The 17,899-nt window shown below is 58.6% G+C and carries 11 protein-coding genes and 1 tRNA gene; 6 read left to right on the top strand and 6 right to left on the bottom strand.

What is annotated here, in order from left to right; translation table 11 throughout:
* The first annotated feature begins 5 nt into the window (after positions 1 to 5).
* The 3 genes from AB0O81_RS07060 (at position 6) to AB0O81_RS07070 (ending at position 3,007) form a co-directional block, all read left to right on the top strand.
* Positions 6 to 881 carry a fumarylacetoacetate hydrolase family protein gene (locus AB0O81_RS07060; protein ID WP_363582674.1) on the top strand — a complete coding sequence of 292 codons (876 nt, stop codon included), beginning with the start codon at positions 6 to 8 and terminating at the stop codon, positions 879 to 881.
* Between the two features lie 891 nt (positions 882 to 1,772).
* Positions 1,773 to 2,105 (top strand): helix-turn-helix transcriptional regulator, encoded by a 333-nt coding sequence (locus AB0O81_RS07065; protein WP_363582676.1) that lies wholly within the window; start codon positions 1,773 to 1,775, stop codon positions 2,103 to 2,105.
* A 14-nt stretch (positions 2,106 to 2,119) separates the two neighbouring features.
* On the top strand, positions 2,120 to 3,007 hold the full coding sequence (locus AB0O81_RS07070) for a tyrosine-type recombinase/integrase (protein WP_363583360.1): 888 nt from the start codon (positions 2,120 to 2,122) through the stop codon (positions 3,005 to 3,007).
* Positions 3,008 to 3,341: 334 nt separating this feature from the next.
* Here AB0O81_RS07070 and AB0O81_RS07075 read toward each other — a convergent pair whose 3' ends face one another.
* Positions 3,342 to 4,484, bottom strand: a complete 1,143-nt coding sequence (locus tag AB0O81_RS07075; RefSeq protein ID WP_363582678.1) for a tyrosine-type recombinase/integrase — start codon at positions 4,482 to 4,484, stop codon at positions 3,342 to 3,344.
* A gap of 260 nt (positions 4,485 to 4,744) precedes the next feature.
* Between AB0O81_RS07075 and AB0O81_RS07080 the strand changes: the two genes are divergently transcribed.
* The 3 genes from AB0O81_RS07080 to AB0O81_RS07090 all read left to right on the top strand — a co-directional run bounded on the left by AB0O81_RS07080 (position 4,745) and on the right by AB0O81_RS07090 (position 5,805).
* Positions 4,745 to 4,969, top strand: a complete 225-nt coding sequence (locus AB0O81_RS07080) for a DNA-binding protein (RefSeq protein WP_363582680.1) — start codon at positions 4,745 to 4,747, stop codon at positions 4,967 to 4,969.
* An 86-nt stretch (positions 4,970 to 5,055) separates the two neighbouring features.
* On the top strand, positions 5,056 to 5,271 hold the full coding sequence (locus AB0O81_RS07085; RefSeq protein WP_363582682.1) for a hypothetical protein: 216 nt from the start codon (positions 5,056 to 5,058) through the stop codon (positions 5,269 to 5,271).
* Positions 5,272 to 5,805 (top strand): hypothetical protein, encoded by a 534-nt coding sequence (locus tag AB0O81_RS07090; protein ID WP_363582684.1) that lies wholly within the window; start codon positions 5,272 to 5,274, stop codon positions 5,803 to 5,805.
* Between the two features lie 595 nt (positions 5,806 to 6,400).
* Here AB0O81_RS07090 and AB0O81_RS07095 read toward each other — a convergent pair.
* The 5 genes from AB0O81_RS07095 to AB0O81_RS07115 form a co-directional block, all read right to left on the bottom strand.
* Positions 6,401 to 8,728 (bottom strand): LuxR C-terminal-related transcriptional regulator, encoded by a 2,328-nt coding sequence (locus AB0O81_RS07095; RefSeq protein WP_363582686.1) that lies wholly within the window; start codon positions 8,726 to 8,728, stop codon positions 6,401 to 6,403.
* A gap of 552 nt (positions 8,729 to 9,280) precedes the next feature.
* Entirely contained in the window at positions 9,281 to 13,633 is a 4,353-nt protein-coding gene (locus AB0O81_RS07100; RefSeq protein ID WP_363582688.1) for an SdrD B-like domain-containing protein, read from the bottom strand.
* A gap of 601 nt (positions 13,634 to 14,234) precedes the next feature.
* Positions 14,235 to 14,307 (bottom strand) — tRNA-OTHER (locus AB0O81_RS07105).
* A gap of 36 nt (positions 14,308 to 14,343) precedes the next feature.
* Positions 14,344 to 15,315, bottom strand: a complete 972-nt coding sequence (locus AB0O81_RS07110; protein ID WP_363582690.1) for an Abi family protein — start codon at positions 15,313 to 15,315, stop codon at positions 14,344 to 14,346.
* Between the two features lie 1,955 nt (positions 15,316 to 17,270).
* A complete protein-coding gene (locus AB0O81_RS07115) occupies positions 17,271 to 17,594 on the bottom strand; it encodes a hypothetical protein (protein WP_363582692.1) in 324 nt (107 codons plus the stop codon).
* Between the last annotated feature and the right edge of the window lie 305 nt (positions 17,595 to 17,899).

The raw sequence follows: 17,899 nt of genomic DNA on the forward strand, positions 1-17,899 counted from the left end.
CAACTATGAGCTTCACATTGGCCAACCGTAAGGGCCGTGCCGTACTCGTTGTAGGAGACGAATTTTTTGATCTCGAGCGCATCAGCGGGTCAGCGTTCTCGCACAACGTGATGGAGGCTATCCCGCGATTCGCCGACCTTAGCGCGAGCGCCGCTCAGTATCTCGAAGGCCAGGTGAGCGATGGTGCAGTCGCGATCGAGGATCTTGACGCAGCCGTTCCGGCACCGTCGAAAATCCTTGCCGTTGGATTGAACTATGCGCCACATGCCAACGAATCGAAACTTCTCATCCCCGACTTCCCCATGGTCTTTCCGAAGTTCCCGAATTGCTTGACCGGTCCCGCTGGCCAGATCGATGTGGTTTCCCCTTCGGTCGACTGGGAGGTCGAACTCGTTCTAGTGGTGGGGCGGCAAGCGCGTCGGGTGAACGAATCGGAGGCGCTGACTTACATTGCCGGTGCCACGGTGGGGCAAGACATCTCTGACCGGCACGTTCAAATGCTTGGCGCACCGCCACAGTTTGGTCTCGGCAAGTCGTTTGACACGTTTGGGCCAGTCGGACCGGTGATCGTCGATCTGCCCTCGATCAATAACGCTACACGCGCGCGCATCTGGTGCGAGATCAATGGAGACCGGGTACAAGACGCGTCGACCGCCGACATGATCTTCTCTCCCGCATATCTCGTTTCGTACCTCTCGCACATCGTCACGCTTGAGCCCGGAGACCTCATCTTCACGGGAACCCCAGCTGGTGTGGGAATGGGTGAGAATCCGCCGCGTTACCTCCAGCCTGGCGACATTGTCGCGTGTGGCATCGAGGGAATCGGCACGATGCGAAATGAGGCGCGTGCAAACAGTGGGGCATACGCGCTACTCGGCTGAGTCCCCACCGCTCGGACCGCTCAAGGGTGCGCACGGGTGGACTCAACCCAAACACCTGGCGGCGACTCGAACAGTGATTTAGCCTGGTTAAAGTTCCGACCTCTGGCAAGAGTGGAGTGACGACGGCCAATAGGCGGAACTCTCGGTTTCGGCGGCCAGCCAGATCTCCCCCAGTGCGATCCCAGCGGCAGATATATCTCGTTCACCAGCCGATGCTCTGCGGACAACGAGGGTTTCAAACGAGCAACAGCCCGTGGAGATATCCACGGGCTGTTCACGTTTCTTCACGTTTTGTTCACACCTGCTCAGATAATATGCTTTTGATCGGGCATTTTCTGGCGGTAATAGTGGCATTTGAACCCTAATGTGCGAGGGTCACCCCGACTGCATTCGATCTCAAACCCTGCACTCCCCCACGATCGCACGGGCGGCGAGTTCTCCGCGGCTACACCCGATCTCCTCAATCATTCACACTTTTGTTCACGCCTCGAGAGGCACCGGTGCCCTTTTCGCGACGCTCAACTCACCTTCACGGCAGGGGATAAACGCGACGAGTGCGGCGGGGTCGCGCGTCTGGTCGAACTGTCGAAGCAGGTCTACGTAGCGTCACTTTCGATACCCAGCCATAGGCGAGCAGCGTGGCCGACGGTTCCTGCGCGGCGAAGAAGTGGCCGCGGTCGAGTCGCTCGAGGTCCAGTTTGCCGTCCGCGCGCCCCGCATTCCCGCGCGCGGCGCACCCGGCTTCAACTCGGCCTTCCGGGGTGCGCCTGGAGGTGTTGTATTTTTGATACATCGATTCGATGTTCTATTTACCTCACATGAATTAGATGGTAGATTTTCCTAACAAAAACTCGCGGTGCTATTTTTCGAACATAGATGGAGGTGGTCGACGTGAAGTTGCAGACACCATCAGACCTCGCCCGCTTGGTCAAGAACGCCCGCGTCCAGCGGAACCTCACCCAGCAGGACGTCGCCGACGCTGTCGGCATCACCCGTCAGTCGCTCGCCCGCCTCGAGCGAGGCAACGGTGGCACCTCCTTCGACACGGTGTTGCTCATCCTCGACCACCTCGGCATCCACCTGGAGGCCACCAGCGACCGCCGCACGACTGCTACCGTCACAGTCACCACGAGAGGCGCCGCCCAGGCTGCGGCCGACGCGCTAACCAAGCGCGTCACACCGCTTGTTGACAGGGCAGCTACATTGACCCCTCAAGCGCTCTGATCAAGGTTGGTGAACTGGGTGACGAGTGGCTTGCCAGCCAAGCAGCCGTGCTCAAACCATCGACGATGCACCCCCTCGAATCGGCATGGCGTATTCATGTCAGGCCCAAGTGGGGCAACCGCAGACTGGACTCAATCAAGCACAGCGAGGTTCGCAACTGGGTCGCGGCCCTCACCGGTCAACATGGAGCGGTGACCGTCATCCGTTGTTACGGGGTGATCGCTGCAATTCTCGACATTGCAGTGCGTGATCGACGCATTCCAGACAATCCTGCGCGCGGTGTCCGGTTACCAAAGAAGCAGGCCAAGCCGCGGGTATATCTCAGTCACGGGCAGGTTCGCGAGCTGGCCGAGACCTCTCAGCACCCTGATCTCATCTACTTCCTCGCATACACCGGACTCCGTTGGGGCGAAGCGACAGCCCTACGGGTCAAAGACCTGGACGCGACACGTCGCCGGGTGTCCGTCCAAGAGAATGCGGTAATGGTCAATGGAAAGCTGCATGTCGGGACGCCGAAGTCGCACAAGAGCCGTTCGGTGCCATATCCGTCGTTCCTCGACCAAATGATCGGTGCACAAACTCTAGGAAAACGCGGTACGGATCTGCTGTTCGGTTCAGGCGCCGAGCACCTCCGCCTTCCAAACTCACAAGACGGCTGGTTCGCCGGAGCCGTCAAGCGAGCCCATCGCGCCGACGACACTTTCCCCCGCCTCACCCCACACGATCTGCGTCACACTGCCGCGAGCTTGGCGATCAGTGCCGGAGCAAACGTCAAAGCAGTCCAACGGATGCTCGGGCATGCGTCGGCAGCGATGACGCTTGACACATACTCAGATCTGTTTGACGACGATCTCGATGCGGTCGCAAATGCGCTTGACCGCGCTCGTTCCGACAGCAACTGATCTCTCCACCGAAGCCATCGCGGCCGCTACGAAAGCGCCCACTTCGGCGCGCTCGAAAACCCGTTCTTTCTCATTTCTTTCTCACTTGGCCATTTTCAGGCAAAGCAAAACCCCCGCGATCCCAGTGTTTACAAGGGAAGTGCGGGGGTTTTGAGTGGCGGTGACGGTGGGATTTGAACCCACGGGCATGATCCCATGAATACGCGCGAGCAGGCGCTTTTCCGCGTAATTACGCGGTTTTCCGACACACTTGCTCACACGTATTCGCAACCGTTCGCATGTATTACTGCACCAAATTGCACCAAAGTGCACCAAATTGCACCACGGCAGCCGGTCATTCGGGGCTATCCGCAAGTGCGCTTCCCGCGCTCTGGTCTGTGGCCGCAGCCACCTGCGATGCACGCTGAGCGCTGAGCGCTGTGGTGACCGCATCGAGGTCATCCGGGAACAGAGCCGCGTACGTGTCGAGCGTAACTTTGGCCGACTTGTGGCCGAGCATCCGTTGCACCACTTTGACGTTCGCGCCCGCGCTAATCGCCAACGACGCTGCCGTGTGGCGGAGGTCATGAGGTGTCACCCGCCGGAACGACGGATCGTCTTTCTGCGCTCGCTTCACAGCGCCCGCGAACCAGCCCGAGACGGTATTGCCGGGTCTGAGCCATCCCGCGCTCTCTGAGTACCAGAGCCGCTCATCCTGACCCTTCCCTACGCACGCTGCTTCAATATCGGCGTCAAGGAAGTCGGGATACGCTACGACGCGCTTTTCGTGTGACTTCACTCCCCCTGGTACGGGCTTGCCGTTCACCTCGGCAACAGCTTCCAAGATTGTTAAGCGACGTCGAACCCGATCCACATTTCGCACGCGCAAGGCGGTTGCCTCGCCCCACCTAAGACCCGTGTAAGCCAGAAAGCGTACGAGGCCTGGGTAGCGTGATGCGTTCGCGAGAACCTCAACCTGGGCGTGAGACAGAAAGACCTCGTCCGCGATCGGCTTTCGCTTGATCGAGAGGTCTCTCGCAACATTCTTGTTGATCCGGTTATCCTCGACAGCCTCATCCAGGATGCCCGCGAGCAGGTCCCGTGCGCGCGCGACTGTCGTGTGTGAGCGTTGCTCCCCCAGCTCGTTCAGCCAGACCTGCACGTCACGTCGAGTGATGGCGCCCACCGAATAGTGTCCCCACTTCGGCTGAACATGCACCCGCCAGGCGCTGTCTACGGAATGAAAGCTCGACGAGGTTAGCCGAGCTTCGTGACGGGACAGCCAATCAGGACCGAGAGTGTCAATTTGCGCCTTACCGTCGGACCGGTTGACGTAGGCACCCTTGAGCTTTGATGACTCGACGCTTACGAGATGCGCTTCGGCGTCTCGCCTTCGCTGGAACCCCCGTGCGTGCCCGCGCGTGCCGTTCGGCCGGGTGTACCAAACCTCGTACAGGCGACCTTTCGTCTTCGTCTCGTACGGCTTGACCGTACCCATGGCTCTCCCGGCTAAATGTTTTTACAGTTTGGTGCTTGCTCAATAGATGTAACAAGCGATATCGTGAGAGCACACGGGGAACTAACTAAAGCCGTGAGGGTCCACAGACGGGCCCGCCGAGGGCCAGGCGGCCAAGAACCAGTCATGATGGTCGGCCAATTCGCCCCTCTCGGATTTGGTTGACCCACACGGGTGTGCCGTCGAGCCGCATAGCGGCAGTACTTCGGGCGCTTCGGGTCCTACATTCGAAACGTTCCCCCATGGCTAGTCCCGTCGTCAGCACACCGTTGCTTGACTCACTTATAACCCCCGACACTCTCGCTGATCGCTTGAGCGTCACCCGCCGCGTCATCGACGAATGGCGCATCACAGGTCGTGGCCCCGCGTTCATACGCGTTGGTCGAGTTCCTCGATATCGCCCCGAGGCCGTCGATACGTGGCTTCTCTCACACGAGCACCTGCACACGGGCGAAGAACTGCGCTGATGCGCGGTAACCACTAGACGCTACCGGCCTCGTTTTTCGACTTCGCGTCGTTGTACCACTCGCGCACAGAAAGTAGTACACAGACAATGATTTTCAACACACGCAACCGCGCGGCCACTCTTTTGCTGTCAGGTGCACTCGCTGGAATGCTCGCGCTCACCTCTTGCAGTGCAGCAAACGATGACGCAGCCCCGGCAGATGCGGAGGGTGCGCGGGATACGATCCTGAAAGCGCTCGTCCAAGACAACCTCGTCGAGATAGAACGTGACAAGGCGATGTCTTCACTTCTCGACAATTTTTAGGTGGCGACGCAGGCCGAGCTGGCCGCCGCCGTCAAATCTGCAGATGATCAGGGACGCCTCCAAACGATCAGCTACACGTTCTACGAAAACTACCTCGCCACAGACGGAAACGTCGATGCAGCCGTCCAGATCCTGCTGGACAAATCGGACGACTACTACAGCACTGTTGTCATGGACGCAGAGGCTGTACCGAACGAGGAGCGCGCGGGCAACGCGCTCTCGGTGCGGGGTGGGTCACTGGCTGGCCTCGATGAAGCTGACCCGGCACGCGGGTTCCACTTCGCGCAAGACCTGGCAAGCGGGGTGTCCGTGCAAGACTGCGCTGAATCCCTGTTTGATCTCGAGGATACCGAGGACGTCATCATTCCCAACGCTGCGGAGCCAAGTGCAACCGCTGACGGAGCCGCCGTGTACAGCCACACATCGACGATTGCTCTCATCAAGGTCGGTGTGACGCTCAGCGACGAGATCATCGTGAACGCGGACATCCTGGGCTTCGAGTTGGAGCGTAGCGGTGCATGGATCGAGAGTTAACCGCTCCTTGATCCTAACGGTGGTCGCAGTACCCAGATACTCTGGTGCTGCGATCACCGTGTTACTTTCGTAGCATTCAGCTTGACTGAAGGTACGTTGTCAGTTTCAGTGGATGGGGTTTTTAGCGTGGTCGATAACACGGAACGCAGACCGATGACCGAAGAAGATTTCGACGCACTTGGCTACGATCTCCCCTAAGCCGCCCTACCTCGACCAGATCCTCAAGTCGGTCGCCCAGGCGCCGCCCATGTCGCAAGAGCGTATTCGGAGCATTCGAGACATTCTGAAATCTGCGTCTTCTTGAACCTGGAATCACGCACTCAACCCCGCCATACCGCGCACCGTCGTGGGGTTTTTCGTAGGTGTAGTGCTCAAGAACCTTGTGTGCACGTAACAGAGCCCTACTTCGCAACTCAGCTCAAGCCGGCGTTCAACCGGGCCACGAGAGAGGCTGTGTTTTTTTGGGAGCTGCTCGATAGATAATACGCGCACCAGTAGTCCACCAGAGGATGAGAGGGGGCCTGCGTCCGAACTGAGAAGAAGGGGACCCGACCCGGGGGCTTTTCTGTGGAGCCTAGGAGGTTTACGCCCGTTCTCAGAGGCCGAGCGAGTGAGCACGCTCCACCGCTTGCTCGCGTGAGCTGACTCCAAGTTTGCGATAGATCGCTGAGAGCTGTGACTTCAAAGTGTTGACCGACACAAAGAGACTCGCGGCAAGCGTCGCGGTTGTATCTGATCTTGAGGCCATCAACGCCTGAAGCACCCTTCTCTCACTGGCAGAGAGACGGGGAACCGGAGATTCAACCATGAGAAACGGCACGTGAAGGCTTTCAGGTATGTACTCACGCACATCCAGTCCGTGCGCATCAGCGAGACGACAAAGCGCCTCTCGTGCGGGCAGCGGCAACAGCAACACGTCCGATCGAATCCCATACATCTGAAAGTCAACGACCGCTGACCTCAGCCGGGTGATTGCGAACTCTGCACTCCCTCGCTGAGCCGCGGCCGCGGCCGATAACAACGCGACGGAGGCCCTCGAACGTCGGGTATGGCCGTGACGATCCAGAGAAATCTTTGATTGCCTGATCGCCTCATTGAAGTCGCCCTGCACGAGCGGGAACAAGATCAGGGCCGAAGAAAGCTGAGCGTGAGGAGCGCCGAACGCGGCGAGGGCCTCTCGAGCAAGGTTGAACCTTCGACATGCAAGCCAAAGTAACGCCAGTTCGTTATACACAAGCGCGGTGCCGAAATTGTTGCCGATTCCTGGGGGTTTGGGAGCTTCGGTGAGTTTCTTCGCCATCAACAACGCTCGAAGTTCCGCATTTCCGCGTGCGAGATCGGCGCGCATCGACATCGCGACAGCAAATGGCCAAAACTCGGAGTCGCGCACATAGGCGGCATCTTCGGTTATCAACGCGGCGACGCCTTCCGCATCGAGCGCGTCGAGACGCACCTGGGCAGCGCCGACCTCGCCCAGAAGACTCATATACGACCGGTTGAGCCTACGTGGCCATGACTGCGGATCCTGGCGATCTAACGCGTAAACAGCCAAGTCACTCCGCCCCTCGATCGCGTTGACTCCCGAAGCGAATGCGAGCGTGAAATTCTGCTCTGATCCAGGCTCGCTTCCAAGCAGTGCAGCCCGCAGAACCTCTGACGCTGTGTCCACCAACCCGGCCTGAAGAAAGGCGTAGCTAGCGTTGCGAAGCGCAACGGTAGCGAGCGAACCAAGAGAATTTCGCTCTGAGTCCGAGAGTTCGCGATACGTCGTCCAGACACGCTCGGCTGACTCCGCGGCCTGATCAAAGCGCCCAGCAAGTCTCTGACTGACCGTGAGAACTCCGTACTCGAAGAATCGACCTTGCGGGGTGAGTGCATCTACGATGAGATTTTCATTGACGATGTTGAAGAGCTCCACTGACCCGGCTCGAGCGTGCGGATCGACCAGCATCCCAAGCCCGAGGGCAAAAGCAAGAATTGGATGCACCGCCAGCGCGGTCTTGCTGACCATACTCAGGTGCGGGCGAAGACGACCAGACGTGTACGTTTCGGGCACCGTCAACAGTAGATTCATCGTGAGCGCTGTTGCCATATCCAGAGAATTTGCTGATATCGCAAGTGCGAGGGCGTCCTCCACCAGCCCATGCTTTTCGAACCACCGCGCAGACACATGATTTGCGTGAGCGAGGGCAGCTCCGTGGATCGCACCCCGCCTCGCATCTTCTCGCATCGTCTCGCGAAACGAGTCAATGTACTGGAATACTTCGAGGTCGTACCCGAACGGAATCCAACGTCCCAACCCCGCGCGTTGGAAAGTCTCGATGACTGGGTCGAGGTCGCTCCACCCAGTAATCGATGCCGCGAGATCTCTGTCGAAAAAAGCACACAATGACGTCAAGCGCGCGAATTCGAGAAGCCGGGGATCTCGAATTTGGTTGCGGAGATGATCGGCAACAAGCGGCGCCCACACTGTCGCATCTCCTCCTTGAACGAACTGTGGGACTACTTTCGGATTCGAAGAACTGAGCAGCGCGGACCGCAAAGCCAACGGGTAACCCTTCGTCGCAGCATGCAGTGCTTTGGCGTCTTCGGCACGGTCAATCCGCTCAAGAAGTAGCTCTGTCTCTTCGAGGTTGAAGGCTAAATCATCAGCCGTGACGACGCGCACCTCATCTCGCAACACACGCGAGGCACTTGCGAAGTTTCCGGCCGAGTGTGTGGTGACGATGAGGTGGAGGTCATCGGCCATGGCATCGAGAGTCATCAGCTCATCTGCAAGACGGTCAGCGTTTGTCCCGACGTTCTCATATGCATCAATCACGAGGAACGAATGCGGTGGAAAGCTAGCCGCAACACGTTGAAGTAAATCGTCGCCGATGTGATCTGCACTCCTCACTGCACCGACGTAAGACGCGTCAACCATGCCCGCCCGGTGACATGCCCAAAGCACAGCGTCCCAAAATGCTCGCACGGACGGGACGATTCTTGTAAGCGGAACCCAGGCGATCATGCGTGACTCGTCCAACTCACGAGACTTGATCCAATCGCGAACAAGCGTTGTCTTTCCAAATCCACTAGGCGCACTGAGAATGCACACAGCGGGACGTGCGGCGTCGAAGACCTCCAGAAGCCTTGGTCGTGGCAAGATCGTTGCGTCGTAGCGGTGCGGTGCCACTTCTCCCCTTAGGTGGGATGGGAACAGTTAAGCCTGCTCTGAGATCAGTATGCTTGCGCCGCGGTGGTGGTGGTCACACGTTTCTCGACAAGCCGCGCACCAAAAAACCCAGGAAAAGCCTGAGATGCAGCGATGTTCTACGCCAGCTGATGCCCTGAATTCTAGTGGCACGGTTTCCGCCCGCGCCCACCTGTGCCCGTAGGCGAGGGAGCTGGGGTGCCACCTCACCTACGGATGCAGGCGCCTCGGGAGACTTGGGCTGGGGTCGCGTCTCCCGAGGCGCGTACAGCTCGGGGGAAGCTATACGCTCATTTCGACTTCGTCACGTCGCTTGCGCTTCGAGATGAAGAGACCCAGAACAATGAGCAGGATTGCAGCCGCGAGCGTTCCGCCTACAGCTACACCGGTGACGGCAAGAGCGGTCGGGGGGCTTGCCGGGGTGGGCGTCGGCTCGACGGCATCGAACGTGTTCGTCACAGTGATCTTCAGAGCTTGAAGCTCGTCGACGTTCCCGGTCTGAACCTCAACACCGTTTTCGAACGAATCGAAGTCAACGCTTGAGCTGTCGGCACCTGCATCGTCTGTTTCTGTTCCGAAGCAGATCGCGCCAGCGGGGAGCAATATGACTTCGCCTTCTTCATCAAGCATGGGCATGATCTCACCGCCCTTGATGTCGATATCGCCGGTGTACACCGTGGAAGCTGCTTCCTGACCGTCAACGTCAACCTGGCACACAACCTGTACGGTAAACGTCTTCGCCAGAATTTCTTCTGTCAAAGCAGCAGTGCCGTCAAGCACCTTCTCAACCGAGATGGTTCCCGCGGAGTACTCGTTCACGAACGCAACGGACGCGGTGTTGTCTGTGTCTTCGTCACGCTCGATGATCACGGTGATCGGAGCGGGTGTTGAATCTGCTCCACCGTTTTCAGTCTCAGACACATCACACACCGAACCAACGGGGAGATTGCCGATTCGGTCTGAGGTGAGAGTTGCTCCACCGAACACTCCGGCCGGCTGCACAATGTTGAGGCCGCCGTTATAGATCTCTGCACCACCGAAAGTGCAGACAACCGAGAATGCAAAGGTTTGCTCGGCGAAGCGCACCCCCTGGCCCTCGAGCGCTTTATTGATGACGAGCCCGCCCATGATTCGAATGAGTCCCGCATCAATGTCAGTGCGATCTTCCTCGACGCCAAGAGCAATGTCGGTCACAACACCCGCTACCGGGTCAGCATCTGAATCAATAGTCGTATCGTCGCCGTTGCTTTGGAGAGTGAACGTGTAGTTGTTCGCATCGACCCACGTGGGATCGAAAGTTACCGTGTAATCACCCGATGCCAAGTCAGCGAACAGATAGTTACCGTCTGCATCCGTGACTGTGGTTTCAGACACCGTGTTGCCGTCAATGTCCGTACCCGCCAACGTGACCGGTACACCCTCAACGCCAAGTTCACCGGCATCTTGGATGCCGTCGCTATTTGCATCGAGCCACACAAGGTCACCGACCGACGATGCGACAACATTCACGGTGCGAGTAGCGGGGCCAACGGCCTGGCTGACACCATCGGCGCGACCAGCAGTGATGTTCTCGTACACATCTCCCTTAGAGTTTCCCGAAGGTGTCATCGCGATATTGATGGTCATGAAGTCTGTCGACTCGAAATCCCCAGCACGCAGGAACCGCAGACCCGTGACTTCATTCAAGCCAGTCGGACAATCTGCACCTGCACCTGCACCAAGAACTACTGATCCGCCAGTTGAGGCGTCACACCAGACAGCGGAACCCGCCGCACCGTTAGACGAGTCCGCCGGGTCGACTGCAAGCGACCCAGACGGTGTCTTCGTGTATAGGATCTCGATGCCGGTTCCGGCCGCGACAGTCACCGAGTCTAGCGCCAAGGTGCCTTCGAAGTCAGAACCGCTGATGCCATCAGCGGGCAGCACATCGATCACGTCGACATTCGAGATCCCCGCGGGCGAGTTCAAGTTGGCGAAATCCACCGTCCACACAAAGGAGCGCGGGTTGGTGAGTCCAGTGTCGTTGACCTGGACGCTTGACTTGTCGACCGTCTTGGAAATGGCGATACCAGTAGGCACAGTCACCTGAATCTGTGCGGTGTCCGTACGAGACGCCACCGATGAGGGGTCCCCCGGAGATGACACCACTGTGGTGTTCGTGTAGAGACCGTTGCGGACGGTTCCACCGAGCTCGACCGAGTAGATGATCGGGTCAATGACGGTGTTGACCGGCAACGAACCAAGCTCCCACTTGATGTAAGTCTCGGTAGCAGCACATGTGAGCTCTGAACCAGACGGCGAACCGGCCTGGACGAGAACCGGACTAATCGCGTCACCATTTGCTCGCACCGATGCCACGAACGACTGATACGCAGGTAGGCAATCCTCGACAATCACATCCTGAGAAGAGCCTGTTCCCGAAGTGTCCGCCGTCAACGACGGGCTTAGACGGTAGTCAACCAACGCGCCTGACGTGTACTGAGGAACAGTACTGTCCGAGAACTCGCCCGTGGACGGGTTCTTGACTGCCTTAGTGATGCGAGTTGATGCACCGCCAAGAATCAGACGGTCACCGTACTGACCTGAGTTGTTGTCAGGGTTGTAGGTGGACGTGCCGGTTGAAACCGTTGACGCAACGACGTCATCAATTCCCATGACACCGGGAACGCGCTTGATGCTCGCCCAGTTGGGCAAGTACGTGCCAGTCGCTTCTCCTGAGTCGAGTGCAGTCAACGCAATAGAGAGGTTGACGTCAAATGCCTCGGCGTCCACACCAGCATCGCTGCTGAAGGAGACCCGCACACGGTTGACACCTTCCCACAGGCCGTCGACAACAGACGCTCCGGCCACACCGGCAGGCGTAGATGCCCAAACCCCCGTGTCACAAGAAGATGCTGCACCGGCACCCGGCGTAGCCGTGTAACCGTATTCGATCGTCAGGTTCTCTAGGGCGTCAGCGTTGGGCTGATACCCGTCCTGCCAAAAGCTTGAAATCCAGGCGGGGTTGCCGTCGCTGGGAATCTGTACTCGAGAACTCGTTGCCCCGGCGAAGTCGAACGTTGCAGGCATCGCCATCGTGGTGCTGTCCCAGGTGTCACACATCAAAGAACTGTACGAGAACTGCTCCCCGGTGAACGGGGGCACTGACTGGGTTGAGAGAACGTTGCTCAAAACAGTCTGGCCAGGCAGCACAACAGTGTTGCCGTCATGCCAGACGCCAGATCCAGCGGGGCCTTCATAGTTGAAGGTGGTGTAGCCACCAGTCCCCATGGGCGTGTTTCCGGCGGCATCGGTGATTCCGCTGTAGCCCTTGTCGAACCCGAAGCCAGTCTGCAGCTTTGAGGTACCTGTCCGGTTATTGTTGGACGGGTCATCGGTCGTGAACGGGGTTCCGTCAACGGCGGTGGCCTCGATGCCGGTGTAGGTGTTCTCCCAGTTGAGGGTCCACGTGTTTCCTGACTGAATTCCGAAGTCGGTAATCGCGTCCATCGGAATTTCGATCTGGACCGTCTGCGAGATGACGAACCCAAGGTCTGCGGGTAGCGCTGAGCCTCCACTGGTCTTGGTGGGCACGGTGTAGCCCGAGGTGTCGGCATCTGAAATAACGATGTCGACTTCGCTGTTCAACGAAGACTGCACGCAGGTGCTCGTACCCGAGTCCCGTACGGCCGAATCGAGCGTCGTTGACGTCGCCTCCGAACCAGGCATGGCGTACCTCAAGTTCCAGGTACTACCAGCGCAATTCACCAAACGAGGTGCATACAACTCTGCGGCGTTTGCACCGGCGGCCAGCCAAGCGGCTGACGTGGTGGTGCCTGCACCGTAGAACGAGTCCACGCGGAGGTCTTCCGTCACCGTGATCGGTGACAGTAGCGGGGTAATACCCTTACCGCCGGCAGGACCGGACAGTGACAGGGGGTACTCAAGGTAGGCGCACGCACGTGTCGTATCAAACGAGCACGTGCGGTTGTTGGTGAAGAGCGGCCCGGAGTTTTCTGCGACGACGTCGCGGCGCTTCGAGAGGTCGAAGTCCGCCGCGGCCGAAACCGTGTGCGAAACCTCACTCGAGACAACCGGCACCGTCACCTGGTCGGACGTTGCTGACGCAGACACCGGAGTGAGCGCAGTTCCGTTGGGAACCTCAGAACGAACCTTGGACAAGAAGCTGTAGTCCAAGGATGTACCTGCATTTTGGTTTGCCACTACACAGGTGATGGTTTGAATGGGAAGACTTTCCCAACTCGTCGCTGTTATGGGCACTGCAGGTGCTGGCACTGTTGCTGGCGTCACACTAGAACCGGCCAAGCAGAATGCGGGCAGTGAAACCAGTTCTTCTCCCTGCGGCAGAGTGAACTCAATCGTCGGATTCGTCTGGGCTCCGCCTTCGTAGCGGAGGCCAACCGTGTAAGCGACGGTGTCGTTCGTGCGAACAATGTCGTTATCGGCCGACGAATCATTCCCCGGAGCATCATCCGCGTCAAAGTCCGGCGTTCCAGTTATCTGCGCGAGCGTAACGTTCAGCGTTTCACCGGCCGCTAAGGCCGGCACCGCTCCAAAGGTAAAAGTTGTTGTTAGCGCGACGCCCACTGCAGCACAAGCTGCGATGGCGCGACGCGTAGGCGTGCGTTTCTGCATTTCCCCCCCCCCGGGCGCAACTCGGGCATAGGAACCCTCGTTGCATGTTTTGAACACGCCTACATTCGAGTTGTAAGCACGATTGCCGCAAAGCTAGCAACGTCGCGGGAAGTGATCTGCGGCTCGACATTTCATTGCAGGATCTAAATTCGCACTTTAGCGACAAGATAGAGACCGCAGCATTCAGCTCGCAGCCGCGAAATTTCAACGATGGAGACTGCGTGACTACTCAAGCCGTCCTCTTGAATACACCTTGCGATGCATCCGTAGGTTTACCGACTTCTATTCATGCGAATTTAACTTCACCTGTTGTTTCACCCTCCCCCTAGACGCGGAGCTCCGAAGGGTTACAGAGACTCGCCGAGGTGGCAGTGAATCGGTCCTGTCACCTCCAGGCCGTCCATAGTGCTGTTTAGGCTGAAGCCCAGCGCAACGCTGTAATCGTGGGACGCGCCAGTCTTCGGATCCCGCTCTCCGCGTAACGGTCGTCTATAAGTCGAGCGTTGTTCAAAGACACATCGAAAGGTCCGACTCGAAAAAGGGCAGGATAACGAAAAACCCCGGCCTGACGTTTCCGTCTGGCCGGGGGACTTCTATTCTGTGGAGCCTAGGAGATTCGAACTCCTGACATCCTGCTTGTAAAGCAGGAGGCAGCCCAATGTTTGCAAGGCCTTTGAGACTCGCGGGGCGCACTTGAGGCGCAGAGGAGGTCAGCGATCTACGAGTTCGGCTGAGCTCAGCGGGTGTTTGACGCCGAGCTCGTAGAGCGGGTCCAGTGCGATCAGGGCGTCGAGGTCGTCCATCAACTCCCGATCACCGCCGGCCGACCGCAGGAACGAGGCGAGCGTCATCCAGAGTACGTACATCGACTTGGCGTCCACATCGCGCAGCGACCTCACGTAGATCTTCGGCTTCTTGGGCGACACCGTCGTGGGCCTCATCCAGAGGCGAGAGTGATGGGCGACGAGATTACGCAGGACAATCACACTGCCCAACTGCGTGTGGAACATCGTGTTGCTCACACCAAACGTTCCGGCGACGTCCTTCCACAGCCAGCGCTCCTGGTCGTCAACCTTTGTCGACTTTGTCTCCGTGACGATCCGCTCGAGCAGGCCTAGAGTCCAGCCGTCGACCGCGGCCCAGATCGGCAGATCCTGCATCGCTGCAAGCTGATCAGGCCCGGCCATCTTCCGAGGGCTATCTCGCCAGGTGCGTCCGTGCTTCGTCTCGTACTTCTCGAACTCTCCGAGCACGAACGGCTCACGCGAGCGTGCAATCTGATCGCGAAGGATGACATCGACGGGCGCAGCGTCGGGATTCATGACAACGAAGTGGTCTGACTTCAAGAAGCAGCCAGCCGGCGAGAAGAGTTGGCAGTGGTGATCAACGAGCGCCGACCGGAGTCGCCACTCGAGCGTACGAAGCGCTGTGAACAGCCTCGTCGAGATCTGGTGATCGAGTTGCACCATACGGATGACACGATCGATGCGGTCGTCGCCGTCGATCAGTCCATCGCGGCGGAGCTTGCGGAAATTCCGCGCGTAACCAAGGAAGTAGTGAAAGTTCGTGCGAGCGAGGAAGGACTTCGCCTCGTCGCTCAGCTCGCCGGATTCGATGTATCCGCGATCGACGAGGTACGCCGTGCGCTTCTCGGGCGTTAGGTACGGCCGCTTCTCGGTCATTGGTCTGCCTGGGTAAAAAGGACCCCCGCAGGGCGCATCGTGGAGAGGCGGCGGGGGGACTGGTGTCTCACACACTAGCGGAGACGTCTGACAAAATGACAACAGGTCGCCGAGGGCCCGTCCAGAGACGGCCCAAAGCATCAGACAGGGGCGAACTCGTCGATCCGAGCCATCAGTGGAACGAGGCCGGCCGGTGCGAGATGCGCGTGGTGATCGACGGCCGCGCGTGACCGCGCGCACGCGACACGCTTAGCAAGTTCACCTCGCTTCGGAGAGTGCGATCGCCTCGAAGGTGTATCGGAGCCGTGAGCGCTGAAGGTCGGAACTAAACCCAGGCCAAATCAGCCACACAGCTTCCGATACTCACTGAGTAACGGACAAACCGGTCGGAACTAAACCCAGGCCGAATCACATAGCCGCTTTCGGATCACAGGTGACGACACGTTTCCAGCACGAAGCACGCACGAAGCCGACGAGAAACGAGCACGTTTACGACAACCGGTCGCACCACCTCGTGATGCTCATGATGTTCTTTACGGGACGACACGTTCTCAGCACGAATCCTGCACGATCACGACACGGAGAGTGCACGTTCGCGACACGAATCCTGCACAAACACAGCACGAATCCGACAAGCCCGCCTCGCGACCTATGTTCGGATTCATAACGCGACGAGCTTTCAGCACGAAACAAGCACGTAGCCGACACGTTTACGACACGAACACAGCACGCTTACGACACGAAACAAGCACGATCAAGACACATTTACGACAAGACACATTTACGACAAGAACACAGCACGATGTGAACACGATCGCGTCACGCTCATGCTCCCCCTCGGGAAGCAATCGCGCTCCAGAAGGAGACGAAGACGCTTCATCAAGCCCTCCTCGAGGCCGTGATGCGCGCTGAATCTCATGGTCTACAGATCACGAGTGTCACCCGAGTAATACAAGCGCCGCTGCAAGCCCCCATCGGGACCTTGTAGCTCTGCGCACCAGCCTGTTCATTCGGGCGACAGTGAAGCACCAGAAGCACGCTGTTTTGAGAACACAGCCCAGGGTTCCCCCTCGGGAAGCCGGCCTGATGGCTCTGGGTTTCATTGCCCTGCATATCTAAGCCCTGAATCAAGCCTGCCTCGCAGCCTTACTCCAGTGCTCACAGCCTGTCTCACAGCCTGTATATCTCGAGCCGATGTTTCGCGATGAAAGCGTCTGTCCCTGAAAGGTGGCACAAGGGACAGCAACACAGTCGCTAACGCTCCCGGAAAGAGTCAAACCAGAGGGTGAAAACACATCCCTTACGAGCAACAATGACACAGCCCGCCAAGACGGGCAGTGCTCCACAGAAACAGTGACCGAGACCCTGTCCAAGAAAGTTTCAGGGGGAAGAGCACCCCTGAAACCCGAGCGGACCCGCGGTGCCACGGCACCGAAACGAGCGGACCCGCTCAAAGGGCCACGATCCCTGTCACAAAGGGGCCACAACTTTTGACCGGAACTGTAGTTCCAGTCAAAAACGAGCGGACCCGCATGCTGCGGACCCGCTCGAATCCCTTGAAACGTAAGGGATGTCGACGTCGATCCACCGCTGAAGCGGTAGATGCTCCAAAGAAGAGAAAAGGGCATAAGGGGGGATGGCACCTCGCTTCGCTTGGGGGTCGGCAGAGCCGACATCCCTTCGGGCCCCGTTCGCTGACGCTCACGGTTCCCTCACCTCTTCGTCGCTTCGCTCCTTGAGGCCTCTTACTGCGTCGTTTCGCTGCGCTTCAACGTCTTGCCCCATCAACGCCCGGTGGGCCTTGCTGCGGTGCCCCCACCCTGCGCGTGGTCGGCGGCACTTCGCATCCCCGGCTGGGGCCGTTGCTGCTTGTGTGGAGACAGCAAAGAGAGGCGGCGTAGCCGCCTGCGGCCCAAATGCGAGACGCGTGCGAGCCACTAGCCCAAAAAAGCGGCTCAGCTTCGCGATTCGTTCTTCGCTTTCGCGTCCGTGTACCAGCCCCGGACGACAGCGATCGCGTCGTCGAGCGAGTCAAAATGGCTGATCCTGTTTGCCGAAAACACGGAGCTGTATACGACCACATCTTCGATCGTGACCTCCGGGCTGTTGACTGGAGCGTTTTCCCGCCGCCAAAAGTGATTGCCGAATTCGAGGCGCACAGTACCTTCTGCACTCTTAGCAGGGGCGTCGGCGTCGGCGTCACGTTCGAACTTGTGAATGTACGCAAGGTCCAGGAGCAGCGTCAGCTCGCGAAGCTTTACAAGATCGGCTGGCGACATGGGGTCCCTCCGGGAGTTGGGGTGAGCTACCAAGGCTACCGCCGCCGGTAGCGCGAACGAGCGCTCTGCAAACTGAAGACGAAACCGACTCCAGCAGGGCGCTCGGAGGGATGGAGGGGGGGACAAAAGGGGGATGGAGGGGGATGGAAACCACCCATCCCCCACCCAAAAACCCTCGGTATATCAAGGGAAAGCAACTACGAGGGGGGATAAGGGGGATAAATCAATAACTCAACGTATAGAAAAACAAAAGTATGCCTGTCTACGTGTGTGCATTGCGACGTGTTGCATTCGTTCCCTATAGG

It is taken from the genome of Microbacterium sp. NPDC076911, from assembly GCF_040687125.1.
Classification (GTDB): Bacteria; Actinomycetota; Actinomycetes; order Actinomycetales; family Microbacteriaceae; genus Microbacterium.

What these genes read in the sequence shown, in the direction of transcription:
- AB0O81_RS07075 (WP_363582678.1), bottom strand. Translation starts at nt 4,484, where the DNA reads ATGGGTACGGTCAAGCCGTACGAGACGAAGACGAAAGGTCGCCTGTAC.
- AB0O81_RS07100 (WP_363582688.1), bottom strand. Translation starts at nt 13,633, where the DNA reads ATGCAGAAACGCACGCCTACGCGTCGCGCCATCGCAGCTTGTGCTGCA.
- AB0O81_RS07080 (WP_363582680.1), top strand. Translation starts at nt 4,745, where the DNA reads ATGGCTAGTCCCGTCGTCAGCACACCGTTGCTTGACTCACTTATAACC.
- AB0O81_RS07095 (WP_363582686.1), bottom strand. Translation starts at nt 8,728, where the DNA reads ATGGTTGACGCGTCTTACGTCGGTGCAGTGAGGAGTGCAGATCACATC.
- AB0O81_RS07115 (WP_363582692.1), bottom strand. Translation starts at nt 17,594, where the DNA reads ATGTCGCCAGCCGATCTTGTAAAGCTTCGCGAGCTGACGCTGCTCCTG.
- AB0O81_RS07085 (WP_363582682.1), top strand. Translation starts at nt 5,056, where the DNA reads ATGATTTTCAACACACGCAACCGCGCGGCCACTCTTTTGCTGTCAGGT.
- AB0O81_RS07110 (WP_363582690.1), bottom strand. Translation starts at nt 15,315, where the DNA reads ATGACCGAGAAGCGGCCGTACCTAACGCCCGAGAAGCGCACGGCGTAC.
- AB0O81_RS07060 (WP_363582674.1), top strand. Translation starts at nt 6, where the DNA reads ATGAGCTTCACATTGGCCAACCGTAAGGGCCGTGCCGTACTCGTTGTA.